We start from the raw sequence: 15,447 nt of genomic DNA on the forward strand, positions 1-15,447 counted from the left end.
TCAGGAGTCTTTGCCATCGAGGGCTATGCGAATGAGGTCTTCGGCGTCCATGCCGTCGATGGACTCCGTATCCGTTCGACTGTCCGCGCCGTTGTCCTGGGCCGGGTCGGCGAGTTGCAGCAGCAGGTCCAGCAGGCCGGCCTGCCGGATGCGGGCCAGCGGGATCGCCGAGATGGCCTCCCTGAGGGCCAGCTCGTCCGCGTCACCCTCCGGAGCGGCCTGCTCCGGCATGAACTCGCGCAGGATCTGCTCCGCGAGGGCGGTGGCGTTCGGGTGGTCGAAGACCATCGTGGAGGCCAGCCGGATACCGAGCGCCTTCGAGAGGCGGTTCCGCAGCTCGACCGCTCCGACGGAGTCGAAGCCCAGCTCCTTGAAGGCGCGTTGCGGCAGCACGTCGTCCGCCGAGTCGTAGCCGAGGACGACGGCCGCGTGACCGCGCACCAGGTCGGTCAGGACCTGGCGCTGTTCAGCGGCCGGCATTCCGGCCAACCGGCCCGCCCACTCGCTGACTTCCTCGGTCGTGGTGGTGCCGGCCTCGGCGGCCAGCACCTCCCGAACCTCGGGGAGGTCCGTCAGCAGACGGCTGGCCCGGTGAAGGGTATAGGTCGGCACGAACTGCGGCCAGTCGAAGCCGGCCACCACCATCGCACCCTCGCCCGCGTCCAGGACCTGGCCCAGCGCCAGCATGCCCCGGCGCCCGTCGATGCCCTCCATGCCGAACTCGCGCAACCGCTCACCACCGGAGCTCGCGGCCATGCCGACGCCGGCCCACAGGCCCCACGCGACCGAGGAGGCCACCAGGCCCCGGGAGCGGCGGTCCTCGACCAACGCGTCCAGGTGCGCGTTCGCCGCCGCGTAACCGCCCAGGCCACCGCTGCCCCACACACCCGCACCCGACGAGAACAGCACGAACGCGTCGAGATCCCGACCCGCCGTCAACTCGTCCAGCACCATGGCACCGCCGACCTTCGCCGACAGCAGCCAGGACAGGTCCGAAGGCTCGACCTCCTCGACCGGCCTACGGTCACCGACACCCGCCGAGTGGACCACCGACGACAACACCGGGCCCGCCGCATCGATACGGTCCAGGACCTCCGCCACAGAAGCGCGGTCGGCGATGTCACACGCCACCACGTCGACTGCTGATCCACGAGCCGCGATCGACGCCGCCAACTCCGCCACACCGGCAGCACCCGGACCCGAACGGGACGTCAGCACGACCCGCGAAGCACCACGATCCGCCACCCACTGGGCGGTGATCGCACCCACGCCACTCGTACCACCCGTCACCAGCACCGAGCCACACGGCGACCACGCCTCACGCACGACCGGACGGCCTGCGCGCACCAACCGCCGCGCCAGCACACCGCCCGCACGCACCGCCACCTGGTCCTCATCCCCGACCAGGACGGACGCCAGCCGCGCACCGACGCGGGCGTCCACGGCAGCCGGCAAGTCGATCAGCCCGCCCCAGCGGCCCGCCAACTCCAGTGCCGCCACGGCTCCCAGGCCCCAGACCTGCGCCTGGACCGGCCGCACCACATCACCCGCGACCGCACCCACCGCACCCCGCGTGACCACCCACAGCGGAGCGGACACACCGAGCCGGCCAAGCTCCTGAACCAGCGCGACCGTCGCGGCCAGACCGCCCGGAACCAGCGGGAACGCCTCCTCCGGCGACTCGTCCAGCGCCAGCAGCGAGACCACACCCCGCAGGTCGGAGTGCGCGGCCGCCGCAGCCGCGACACCGTCCGGAGTCGAGCGGACGACCCGCGCACCCGGAAGGTCCAGCGCCTCCGCGACCGCAGCCGCGTCGGCGCCGTCCCCGACCAGCAGCCAGGTCCCGGTCAACACCCCGCCGGACTCGCCCACCGGCGCCCACGACACCCGGTACCGCCAGTCCGCGACCGCCGAGCCGGCCCGCTCACGGCGCCGCCAGTCGGTCAGCGCACCCAGCGCGGCATCCGCCGGGTCCACCCCGAGCAGACCGGCGAGCGCGGTGACATCACCGCTCTCCACGGCGGTCCAGAAGCCCGCCTCCGCACCGGTGGCCACCGTGACGTCCGCGCGCTTACGGTCCGCCTCCGGCCAGTAGTGGCGGTGCCGGAAGGCGTAGGTGGGCAGGTCCACCGTCGAACCGCGGCCGAGTACGGCGGCCCAGTCGACCGGGAGACCCTGCGCGTACACCTCGGCGAACGAGGTCAGCAGACGCTGCGCGCCGCCTTCCTCCCGTCGCAGCGTGCCCGCGACGACCGGGGACAGCGCCTCCAGGGCGTCACCGATCGCCGGGGTCAGCACCGGATGCGGCGACACCTCCAGGAACACACCGTGCCCGGACTCACCCAGCAGACGAACCGCCCGCTCGAACTCGACGGTCTCCCGGAGCGACGCGTACCAGTAGGCCGGGTCCAGCTCGGAGCCCGACAGCCACTCGCCCGTCAGCGCGGAAACCATGGGGATCCGGGCTTCGGTCGGCGCGATGCCCTGGAGAACCGAGAGGATCTCCTCGCGCAGCTCGTCCACGTGGGCGCTGTGCGACGCGTAGTCCACCGGGATCATCCGAGCGCGCGGCGAATCCCCACAGGAGTCAGCCAGTTCACGCAGCGCGTCCGCGTCGCCGGAGACGACCGTCGCCGACGGGCCGTTCACCGCCGCCACCGACAACCGGGCACCGTACGGGGCGATCCGCGCCCGCACACCCGCCACCGGCTCGGCGATCGACAGCATTCCACCGCGACCAGCAAGGGCCTTCAGGGTCTTGCTCCGCAGAGCCACGACCTTCGCCGCATCCTCCAGCGACAGGATCCCGGCCACCGCAGCCGCAGCGATCTCACCCTGCGAGTGACCCACCACCGCGTCCGGAGCGACACCCGCCGCCTCCCAGACCGCAGCCAGCGAGACCATCACCGCCCACAGCGCCGGCTGCACCACATCAGCGGCCTCGAAACCGTGAAGCCCGGCCAGAACGTCGTCCAACTGCCAGTCCACGTACGGCGCCAGAGCCTCGGCACACTCCGCCAACTTCGCTGCGAACACCGGCGACGAAGCGGCCAGCTCGCGACCCATCCCGACCCACTGGCTGCCCTGCCCCGGGAAGACGAACACCGTCCGCCCCACCCCGGCAGCAGCCACCGAACCGGTCACCACGCCCGCCGCCGGCTGCCCCGTGGCCACCGCCGCCAGACGCTCCGCGAACTCGCTCCGCTCGCCGCCGAGCACGACGGCCCGGTGCTCCAGCGCCGCACGCGTCGTCGCCAGCGACCACGCCACATCGCCGACCGACAACTCCGGCCGCGCCAGCACGTGTTCACGCAGTCGACCGGCCTGACCGGCCAGCGCCTCGGTGTCCCGTCCGGACAGCACCCACGCCGGGACACCGCCCGACAGCACCGGCACCACGCTCCCGCCGTCACTGTCGACGGGCGTCTCCGCCTCGGCCGGCGCCTCTTCGATGATCACGTGGGCGTTGGTGCCGCTGATCCCGAAGGCGGACACGCCCGCCCGGCGCGGCCGCTCGCCCGCCGGCCACGCCACCTCGTCCTGCAACAGACGAACGTTGCCCGTCTCCCAATCGACGTGCGAGGACGGCTCATCGGCGTGCAGCGTCTTCGGCAGCACACCGGCCCGCAGCGCCAGCACCATCTTGATCACACCGGCCACACCCGCGGCCTGCTGGGCGTGCCCGATGTTCGACTTCACCGACCCCAGCCACAACGGCCGGTCCTCGAACCGCTCCTGGCCATAGGTCGCCAGCAGCGCGCCCGCCTCGATCGGGTCACCCAGCTCCGTACCCGTCCCGTGCGCCTCGACCACGTCCACGTCCGCGGCCGACAGCTGCGCACTCGCCAACGCCGCCCGGATGACCCGCCGTTGAGCAGGACCGTTCGGCGCCGTGAGACCGTTCGACGCACCGTCCTGGTTGATCGCGCTGCCGCGTACGACACCGAGCACCCGGTGCCCGTTGCGGCGGGCGTCCGACAGCCGCTCCAGTACCAGCATGCCGACGCCCTCGCCCATGCCCATGCCGTCGGCGCCCTCACCGAAGGCCTTGCAGCGGCCGTCGGCCGACAGCGCGCGCAGCCGCGAGAAGCTCACGAACTCGCCGGGGTCGGCCATCACCGTCACACCGCCGGCCAGCGCCACCGTGCACTCGCCCGACCGCAGCGCCTGCACCGCCTGGTGCATCGCCACCAGCGAGGAGGAGCACGCCGTGTCGACGGTCACCGCGGGCCCGTTCAGGCCCAGCGTGTACGACACCCGGCCGGACAGGACGCTGAGCGCGTTCCCGGTGATCAGGTGCGCCTGGGCCTCCGCTTCGTCGCCCAGCACCCCGATGTAGCCGGAGGCGGCCGCACCGATGAACACGCCGGTCGCGGAGCCGTGCAGCGACTTCGGGTCGATACCGGCCCGCTCGACGGCCTCCCAGGAGGTCTCCAGCAGCAGCCGCTGCTGCGGGTCCATGGCCATCGCCTCGCGCGGGCTGATGCCGAAGAACCCGGCGTCGAACTCCCCGGCGCCGCCGAGGAATCCGCCCTCGATCACATAGGTCGAGCCCTCGGCGTCCGGGTCCGGGTCGAACAGGCCGTCGACGTCCCAGCCGCGGTCGGCCGGGAAACCGCTGATCGCGTCGCCGCCCGCCGCCAGGAGGTCCCACAGCTCCTCGGGAGTCCGGACACCACCGGGGTAGCGGCAGGCCATGCCGACGATCGCGATCGGATCGGTCGAGGCCGGTTGCACCACCACCGGGGCGGTCTCCTCCGAGACGCTCCCGAACAGCGCGGCCAGGATCTCGTCCGCCAGCGCGGACGCGCTCGGGTGGTCGAAGATCACCGTGGACGGCAGCCGGACGCCCACGGCCGCGTTCAGGCGGTTGCGCAGGTCCACGGCGGTCAGCGAGTCGAAGCCCAGCTCCCGGAACGCCCTGCTGGCGACGATCTCGTCCGCCGACTCGTGGCCCAGCACCGCGGCCGCCTGCGTCCGCACCAGCTCCACGACGGTCCGGCGCCGCTCGGCGACCGACAGGCCCGCCAGGCGCGCGGCGAACTCGCTGCGCTGGTCGTCGACCGGACGGCCGGGGGCGGTGTCCTCCTGCGCCTCCGGAATGGTGTCCAGCAGCGGACGGGGACGCGCGGCCGTGAACACCGGCGCGAACTTCTCCCACTCGACGTCCGCGACCGCGATGAAGGTCTCGTCGTCGGCCAGGACCTCACCCAGCGCGGTCAACGCCCGCTGGGTGTCCAGGAAGTTCATGCCCTGCCGCAGCAGCCGGTGCGGGGTCACCCGGCCCGGCGCCTGGTCCATCACCGCGTCCACGGCGTCCCAGTCGCGGGTGTTCCACACACCCCACGCGATCGAGGTCCCCGGCAGGCCCCGACCGCGCCGGTCCTCCGCGAGCCCGTCCAGGAAGGAGTTCCCGGCGGCGTACGCGGCGTGGTCGTTGCTGCCCCAGGTCGCCGAGATCGACGAGAACATCACGAACTCGTCGATGCCCAGGTCGGCCGTGGCCTCGTCCAGATAGGTGGCGCCGGCCGCCTTCGCGCCCAGTGCCGCCGCCAGGCCTTCGTGATCCGTGTGCTCGACCCGCGAGAGGTACGGGGTGTTCGCCGAGTGCAGGACGGTCGACAGGCCGGGACCGGTGTTCTCGATCCACGCCACCATCGCCGCAACCTGCGCACGCTCCGTCAGGTCGCAGCTGACGACCTCGACGGCCGAACCGCCGTTCGCCACGGCGGCGGCCAGCGCCGCCACACCGTGCGCCGACGGGCCGGAGCGGGAGGTCAGAACCACCCTCGGCGCGCGGTGCTCGGCAAGCCAGGGGCCGATGCAGACGCCGATCGAGCCGGTGCCACCGGTCAGCAGGACGGTGCCGCGCGGCGACCAGCCCGCCGACTCGACGCGCCGGGCCTCGGCCCGCACCAGACGGCGCAGGAACACACCCGACGGCCGCACCGCGACCTGGTCCTCACTGCCATCGGCGAACACGCCGACCAGCCGGGCCGCGGCATCGGCGTCCACCACCGGCGGCAGGTCGACCAGACCGCCCCAACGGTCCGCATGCTCCAGGCCGACGGCCCGACCCAGACCCCAGACCTGGGTCTGGATCGGGTTGGTCGTCACCTCGCCGGCCGCGGCCTGCACCGCGCCGCGGGTCAGCACCCACAGCGGAGCGGTGACCCCGGCCCGGCCCAGCGCCTGCACCAGATCGAGGGTGTCGGCGCTGCCGCGCGGGACCCACCCGAACTCGGCGTCCAGCGACTCGTCCAGCGCCAGCAGCGACACCACGCCCTGGACATCCGCACCGGCGACGGCCTCGTCGAGGCCCGCCACCGTCGTCCGCACGACCTCGGCGCCACAACTCGCCAGCGCCTCGGCCATCACACCGGCGTCCGCCGCGTCCCCGACCAGCAGCCAGGTACCGGACAGGACCGCCGGGCCGCTCCCTGTCGCCGGCTGCCAGGTGATCCGGTAACGCCAGTCGTCCACCGACGCCCTGGCCCGCTGCGGGGTGCGCGGCTCCGGCCAGAACCGCTGGCGCTGGAAGGCGTACGTCGGCAGGCCGACGCTCTCACCACTACCGAGCACCCTCGCCCAGTCCACCGGAGCGCCCTGGACGTAGGCCTCGGCGAAGGACGACAGCAGGCGCTCGGCCCCGCCGTCCTCGCGGCGCAGGGTGCCGACCACCACCGAGCCGTCGACGTCCTCGACCACGTCGCCCACCGCGCCGGTCAGCACCGCGTGCGGGGACACCTCCACGAACACCCCGTGCCCGGAGGCGCCCAGGATCCGGACCGCCCGCTCGAACTCGACGGTCTCGCGGAGCGAGGCGTACCAGTACGCCGGGTCCAGCTCCGGGCCCGACAGCCACTCGCCGGTCAGCGCGGAGACCATGGGGATGCGGGCCTCGGTCGGCGTGATGCCCTGGAGAACCGAGAGGATCTCCTCGCGCAGCTCGTCCACGTGCGCGCTGTGCGAGGCGTAGTCCACCGGAATCATCCGGGCACGCGGGGACTCCCCACAGGAGTCGGCGAGTTCGCGCAGCGCGTCCGCGTCACCGGAAACCACCGTCGCCGAAGGACCGTTCACGGCCGCCACCGACAACCGGGAACCGTACGGAGCGATCCGCGCGCGGACACCCGCCACCGGCTCCGCGATCGACAGCATCCCGCCACGACCCGCAAGGGCCTTCAGGGTCTTGCTCCGCAGAGCCACGACCTTCGCGGCATCGTCGAGGGAGAGAATCCCGGCCACAGCGGCGGCGGCAATCTCGCCCTGCGAGTGGCCGACCACGGCGTCAGGAGCGACACCCGCCGCCTCCCAGACGGCGGCGAGCGACACCATCACCGCCCACAGCGCCGGCTGCACCACATCAGCAGCCTCGAAACCGTGAAGGCCCGCCAGCACATCGTCCAACTGCCACTCCACGTACGGAGCGAGAGCCGCAGCGCACTCCGCCAACTTCGCGGCGAAGACCGGCGAGGCCTCCGCCAGCTCGCGCCCCATGCCGACCCACTGGCTGCCCTGACCGGGGAAGACGAACACCGTCCGCCCCACCCCGCCAGGAGCCACCGACCCGGTCACCACACCCGCCGCCGGCTGCCCCGTGGCCACCGCCACGAGACCCGCCGCGAGCTCACTCCGCTCGCCACCGAGCACGACCGCCCGGTGCTCCAGCGCCGCACGCGCCGTCGCCAGCGACCACGCCACATCGCCGACCGACAACTCCGGCCGCGCCAGCACGTGTTCACGCAGCCGACCGGCCTGACCGGCCAGCGCCGCGACGCTCTGGCCCGACACCGTCCACACCGAAGGCGCGGTCCCGAGGACCTCCGGCGCCGGCTGCTCCGCCGGGCGCTCGGCCTCGACCGCCGCGACCGGTGCTTCCTCGACGATCAGGTGGACGTTCGTACCACTCACACCGAACGCCGACACACCCGCCCGACGCGGGCGCCCACCCGCCGGCCACTCCACCGCCTCCTGGAGCAGACGGACGTTGCCCGTCTCCCAGTCCACGTGCGAGGACGGCTCGTCCGCATGCAGCGTCTTCGGCAGCACCTCGTGCCGCAGCGCCATCACCATCTTGATCACACCGGCCACACCGGCGGCGCACTGCGAGTGCCCGATGTTGGACTTCACCGACCCCAGCCAGAGCGGCCGGTCGGCGGCGCGGTCCTCGGCCTGCCCGTAGGTGGCCAGCAGCGCCTGCGCCTCGATCGGGTCACCGAGCGTCGTGCCGGTGCCGTGCGCCTCGACCACGTCCACGTCCGCCGCCGACAGCTGCGCGTTCGCCAGCGCCGCACGGATCACCCGCCGCTGCGACGGACCGTTCGGCGCCGCCAGACCGTTGGACGCACCGTCCTGGTTCGCCGCACTGCCACGGATCACCGCCAGCACCTGGTGCCCGTTGCGCCGGGCGTCCGAGAGACGCTCCAGCAGCACCATGCCCGCGCCCTCGCCCCAGCCGATGCCGTCGGCCTCGTCCGAGAACGCCTTCGACCGGCCGCTGGACGCCATACCACCCTGCTGGGCGAACTCCATGAAGGCGGCCGGGGAGACCATCACCGCCACGCCGCCGGCCAGCGCCATCGAGCACTCGCCGGCCCGCAGCGCCTGCACCGCCTGGTGCATCGCCACCAGCGAGGACGAGCAGGCCGTGTCCACCGTCAGAGCAGGACCGGTCAGGCCCAGGCAGTACGAGATCCGGCCGGAGTGGACAGCGGTCACGTTCCCGATCAGCCGGTAGCCGTCCAGGCTGGTGTCCTCGACGGGCAGGACCGAGCTGTACCCCGAGAAGTTGGCGCCGACGAAGACGCCGGTCGCCGAGCCGTGCAGCGACTTCGGGTCGATCCCGCCGTGCTCGATGGCCTCCCAGGAGGTCTCCAGCAGCAGCCGCTGCTGCGGGTCCATCGACAGGGCCTCGCGCGGGCTGATCCCGAAGAACCCGGCGTCGAACTCGGCCGCGTCATGGACGAATCCGCCCTGTCGCCGGTACTCCTGGCCCTTGCCGAACTCCTCCTCGTAGGCGTCCCACCCACGGTCGGTCGGGAAGCCGCCGATGGTGTCGGTGCCGGAGGCCACCATGCTCCAGAACTGCTCGGGGCCGACCGCCCCGCCCGGGTACCGGCATCCCATGCCGACGATCGCGATCGGCTCGCCGATCGCCGCGGCCACGACCTGGACCGCGCCGTCCCGCTGGACCGTCTGCTCGTCCGCGCCGACGAGTTCGCCGCGTACGTAGTCCGCGACGGCGGCGGCGTTCGGGTGGTCGAAGACCATCGTGGAGACGAGCCGGACGCCGACCTCCTTGGAGAGGCGGTTCCGCAGCTCGACCGCTCCGACGGAGTCGAAACCCAGCTCCTTGAACGCCCGTTGCGGCAGCACGTCGTCCGCCGACTCGTGACCGAGGACTGCGGCCGCGTGGCCCCTGACCAGGTCGGTCAGGACCTGGCGCTGCTCCGCGACCGGCATCCCGGCCAACCGGCCCGCCCACGCGCCGACTTCCTCGGTCGTCGTGGCGACGGCGGCCTCGGCAGCCAGGACCGCACGGACCTCGGGCAGATCCGCCAGCAGGCGGCTCGGCCGGTGCAGGGTGTAGGTCGGCACGAACTGCGGCCAGTCGAAGCCGGCCACCACCATCGCACCCTCACCGGCGTCCAGGACCTGGCCCAACGCCAGCATGCCCCGACGCCCGTCGATGCCCTCCATACCGAACTCGCGCAACCGCTCACCACCGGAGCTCGCGGCCATGCCGACGCCGGCCCACAGGCCCCACGCGACCGAAGAAGCCACCAGACCACGGGAACGACGGTCCTCCACCAACGCGTCCAGGTGCGCGTTCGCCGCCGCGTAACCGCCCAGGCCACCGCTGCCCCACACACCCGCGCCCGACGAGAACAGCACGAACGCGTCCAGATCCCGACCCGCCGTCAACTCGTCCAGCACCATGGCACCGCCGACCTTCGCCGACAGCAGCCAGGACAGGTCCGAAGGCTCGATCTCCTCGACCGGCCTACGGTCACCGACACCCGCCGAGTGGACCACCGACGACAACACCGGACCGGTCGCGTCGATCGAGTCGAGCAGGCCCTTGACGGAGGCGCGGTCGGCGACGTCACACGCCACCACCTCAACTGCCGCGCCGCGAGACGCGATCGAGGCCGCCAGCTCCGCCACACCGGCGGCACCCGGACCCGAACGGGACGTCAGCACGACCCGCGCCGCGCCACGATCCGCCACCCACTGGGCGGTGATCGCACCCACGCCGCTCGTACCACCCGTCACCAGGACCGAACCACGCGGCGACCACACCTCGCGCACGTTCGGACGGCCTGCGCGCACCAACCGCCGCGCCACCACACCGCCCGCACGCACCGCCACCTGGTCCTCATCGCCGACCAGGACGGACGCCAGCCGCGCACCGACGCGGGCATCCACGGCAGCCGGAAGGTCGATCAACCCGCCCCAGCGGCCCGCCAACTCCAGCCCCGCCACGGCGCCCAGACCCCACACCTGCGCCTGGACCGGCCGCACCACATCACCCGCGACCGCACCCTGCGTGACCACCCACAGCGGGGCCACAACCCCGGCACGATCGAGCGTCCGGATCAGCGCGAGCGTGTCAGCACCACCACGCGACACCCACGGGAACGCCTCCTCCGGCGACTCGTCCAGCGCCAGCAGCGACAGCACTCCGCTCAGGTCGGAGCACGCGGCCACCGCCTCACCCACGGCATCCACCGCAGTACGGACCACGGTTGCCCCGTGGGACTCCAGCGCCTCCGCGACCGCAGCGGCATCCGGGGACTCCCCCACCAGCAGCCACGTCCCGGTCAGCACCCCGCCGGACTCGCTCACCGGCGCCCACGACACCCGGTACCGCCAGTCCGCGACCGCCGCATCGGCCTGGCCCCGGCGCCGGTAGTCGGCCAGCGCCGGCAACACCTCGCCCAGCCGGTCGCCGTCGATGTTCAACGCCGCCGCCAGGCCGTCGGCGTCCCCGCCCTCGACCGCCGCCCAGAACTCGGCATCGATGACGGAGCCCTCGGCAACCTCGGCCACCGCCTCGGGCCAGTAGTGACGGTGCTGGAACGCGTACGTCGGCAGGTCCACCGTCGAACCACCGGCGAGGACCGACACCCAGTCCACCGTGGCGCCCTGGACGTAGGCCTCGGCGAACGACGTCAGCAGGCGCTGCGCGCCGCCCTCGTCGCGCCGCAACGTGCCCACCACGACCGGGGACAACGCCTCCAGGGCGTCACCGATCGCCGGGGTCAGCACCGGGTGCGGCGACACCTCCAGGAACACCCCGTGCCCGGACTCACCCAGCAGACGAACCGCCCGCTCGAACTCGACGGTCTCCCGGAGCGACGCGTACCAGTACGCCGGGTCCAGCTCGGAGCCGGCCAGCCACTCGCCCGTCAGCGCGGAGATCATCGGGACCTGCGCCTCACGAGGCCGGATCCCCTCAAGGACGGAGAGGATCTCCTCGCGCAGCTCGTCCACATGGGCGCTGTGCGAGGCGTAGTCCACCGGGATCATCCGGGCGCGCGGCGAATCCCCGCACGCCTCGGCGAGTTCGCGCAGCGCATCGGCGTCACCGGAAACCACCGTCGCCGACGGACCGTTCACCGCCGCCACCGACAACCGGGCACCATACGGGGCGATCCGCGCGCGGACACCCGCCACCGGCTCCGCGATCGACAGCATCCCACCGCGACCGGCCAGAGCCTTCAGGGTCCGGCTGCGAAGAGCAACAACCTTCGCCGCATCCTCCAGCGAAAGAATCCCCGCGACAGCAGCCGCCGCGATCTCACCCTGCGAGTGACCGACCACGGCGTCCGGAGCGACACCGGCCGCCTCCCACACCGCAGCCAGCGAGACCATCACCGCCCACAACGCCGGCTGCACCACATCAGCAGCCTCGAACCCATGAAGCCCGGCCAGCACATCGTCCAACTGCCAGTCCACATAAGGCGCCAGAGCCTCGGCGCACTCCGCCAGCCGCGCCGCGAACACCGGCGAAGACTCCGCCAGCTCACGCCCCATCCCGACCCACTGGCTCCCCTGCCCGGGGAAGACGAACACCGTCCGCCCCACCCCACCGGGAGCGAGTCCGCCGGTCACGACACCGGGCGCGGGCTGCCCCGTGGCCACCGCCGCGAGACCCGCCGCGAGCTCACTCCGCTCGCCGCCCAGCACCACCGCACGCTGCTCGAACACCGATCGCGTCGTCGCGAGCGACCACGCCACATCGCCGACCGACAACTCCGGCCGCGCCAACACGTGTTCACGCAGTCGACCGGCCTGGCCGGCCAGCGCCACCGCACTACGACCGGAGACCCGCCACACCGACGTCCCGCCGGTCAGCACCGGAAGCTCCGGGAGCATCGAAAGCGCCGGGAGCTCCGGCCCAGGCTCGGGCGCCGTCTCGACGGCCGCCGGGGCCTCCTCCACGATCACGTGGACGTTGGTGCCGCTGATCCCGAAGGCGGACACACCCGCCCGGCGCGGCCGCTCGCCCGCCGGCCACTCCACCTGCTCCTGGAGCAGCCGGACGTTGCCCAGGTCCCAGTCCACGTGCGAGGACGGCTGCTCGGCGTGCAGGGTCTTCGGCAGCACGCCGTGCCGCAGCGCCATCACCATCTTGATCACACCGGCCACACCGGCGGCCTGCTGGGCGTGCCCGATGTTGGACTTCACCGACCCCAGCCACAGCGGTCGGTCCCCGGCGCGTCCCTGGCCGTAGGTGGCCAGCAGCGCGCCGGCCTCGATCGGGTCACCGAGCGTGGTGCCGGTGCCGTGCGCCTCGACCGCGTCGACGTCGGACGCCGACAGCTGGGCGTTGGCCAGCGCGGAGAGGATCACGCGCTGCTGCGAGGGGCCGTTGGGCGCGGACAGGCCGTTGGAGGCGCCGTCCTGGTTGACGGCGCTCCCGCGGAGCACGCCGAGCACCTGGTGCCCGTTGCGGCGGGCGTCCGACAGCCGTTCCAGCACCAGCATTCCGACGCCTTCGCCGATGCCCATGCCGTCCGCGCCGTCGCCGAAGGCCTTGCAGCGGCCGTCGGAGGACAGCGCACGCAGCCGCGAGAAGCCGACGAACTCGCCGGGGTCGGCCATCACGGTCACGCCGCCGGCCAGCGCCACCGTGCACTCGCCCGACCGCAGCGCCTGGGTCGCCTGGTGCAGCGCGACCAGCGAGGAGGAGCACGCGGTGTCCACGGTCATCGCCGGGCCGACCAGGCCCAGGGAGTAGGCGATCCGGCCGGAGAGCACGCTCAGCGCGTTCCCGGTGATCAGGTGGGCCTGTACGCCGGCCTCGTCCCCGACCGCGCCGAAGTAGCCGGACGGGGCCGCGCCGATGAAGACGCCGGTCGCCGAGCCGTGCAGCGTCTGCGGGTCGATGCCCGCGCGCTCGACGGCCTCCCAGGACGTCTCCAGCAGGAGGCGCTGCTGCGGGTCCATGGCGAGGGCCTCGCGCGGGCTGATGCCGAAGAACCCGGCGTCGAACTCCCCGGCGCCGCTGAGGAATCCGCCCTCCACGACGTAGGTCGAGCCCTCGGCGTCGGCGTCCGCGTCGAACAGCGCCTCGGCGTCCCAGCCGCGGTCGGCCGGGAAGCCGCTGATCGCGTCCCCGCCGGCGGCGATCAGGTCCCACAGCTCCTCGGGCGAGCGCACGCCGCCCGGGTAGCGGCAGGCCATGCCGACGATCGCGATCGGCTCCGAGGGCGCGGCGGCCACCGCGACCACCTGGCCGGGGCCCTCCGCCCCGAACAGCGCGCTCAGGATCTCCTCGGCCAGCACGGACGCGCTCGGGTGGTCGAAGACGACGGTGGACGGCAGGCGCAGGCCGCAGGCGGTGTTCAGGCGGTTGCGCAGTTCGACGGCGGTCAGCGAGTCGAAGCCCAGCTCCCGGAAGGCCCGCGTCGCGACGATCTCGTCCGCCGACTCGTGGCCGAGGACCGCGGCGGCGTGGGAGCGCACCAGTTCCACGACGCTCCGGCGCCGCTCGGCCGCCGACAGCCCGGCCAGCCGCGAGGCGAACTCGCCGCGCTCGTCGGCGGCCGTCGCGGCGGCCGTCTCGGCCCGGGCCTCGGGGATGGTGTCCAGCAGCGGGCGCGGGCGCGCGGCCGTGAAGACCGGCGCGAACTTCTCCCACTCGACGTCCGCGAGGGCGATGAAGGTCTCGTCGTCGGCGAGCACCTCGCCGAGCGCCGTCAACGCCCGCTGGGTGTCGAGGAAGTTCATGCCCTGCCGCAGCAGGCGCTGGGGCGTCACCCGGCCGGGTGCCTGGTCCATCACCGCGTCGACGGCGTCCCAGTCGCGGGTGTTCCAGACGCCCCACGCGATCGAGGTGCCGGGCAGGCCGCGGGCCCGGCGGTCCTCCGCCAGCGCGTCGAGGAAGGCGTTGCCGGCGGCGTAGGCGCCATGGTCGTTGCTGCCCCAGGTCGCCGAGATCGACGAGAAGAGGACGAACTCGTCGATGCCCAGGCCGGCCGTGGCCTCGTCCAGGTGGACGGCGCCGGCCGCCTTCGCGCCGAGCGCGGCGACCAGGCCTTCGCGGCTGGTGTCCTCCACCCTGGCCAGGTAGGGCGCGTTGGCGGAGTGCAGGACGGTGGACAGGCCGGGGCCGGAGGCCTCGATCCAGGCCACCAGGCCGGTCGCCTGGTCCCGGTCCGCCAGGTCGCAGCTGACGACCTCGACGGCCGAGCCGCCGTTCGCCACGGCGGCGGCCAGTGCCGCCACCCCGGGCGCCGACGGGCCGGACCGGGAGGTCAGAACCACCCTCGGCGCGCCGTGCTCGGCAAGCCAGGGGCCGATGCAGACACCGATCGACCCCGTACCGCCGGTCAGCAGGACGGTGCCGCGCGGCGACCAGTCCTCCGACTCGACGCGCCGGGCCTCGGCCCGCACCAGACGGCGCAGGAACACACCCGACGGCCGCACCGCGACCTGGTCCTCACCGCCGTCCGCGAACACACCGACCAGACGAGCGGCGGCCTCGGCGTCCAGCACCGGCGGCAGGTCGACCAGACCGCCCCACCAGTCCGCGTGCTCCAGGCCCACGGCCCGGCCCAGACCCCAGACCTGGGCCTGCACCGGACTGGTCGTCACCTCGTCGGCGCCGACCGCCACCGCACCACGGGTCAGCACCCACAGCGGGGCCGTGACACCGGTCTCGACCAGCACCCGGACCAGGTCGACCGTCCCGGCCAGACCGCCCGGAACCGACGGGTGCTCCGCCAGCGGCGTCTCGTCCAGGGCCAGCAGCGACACCACACCGGCCACGCCCTCGGCCAGTGCCGCGTCGACGTCCTCCGGTCCCGCGACGGCGACGACGCTCGCACCGCGGGCCGTCAGCGCGTTCGCGACCGCCTCCCGGTCGGGGCCGTCGCCGACCAGCAGCCAGGTACCCGACGGCGTGGCGGCCCGGTTCGCGTCGGCCGCCTGCCA

The 15,447-nt window shown here is 73.4% G+C and carries 1 protein-coding gene (only partly in view); it reads right to left on the reverse strand.

Features of this window, described 5'->3' with window-relative positions:
* On the reverse strand, window positions 1–15,447 hold the 3' portion of the coding sequence (locus ACWDD9_RS34045) for a type I polyketide synthase (protein ID WP_449813753.1). The gene runs 2,838 nt beyond the window's last position; only the last 15,447 of its 18,285 coding nucleotides appear in the window; its start codon lies off the right edge, out of view — the gene reads right to left on this strand; the stop codon is at window positions 1–3.

Source organism: Kitasatospora sp. NPDC001119, from assembly GCF_053598475.1.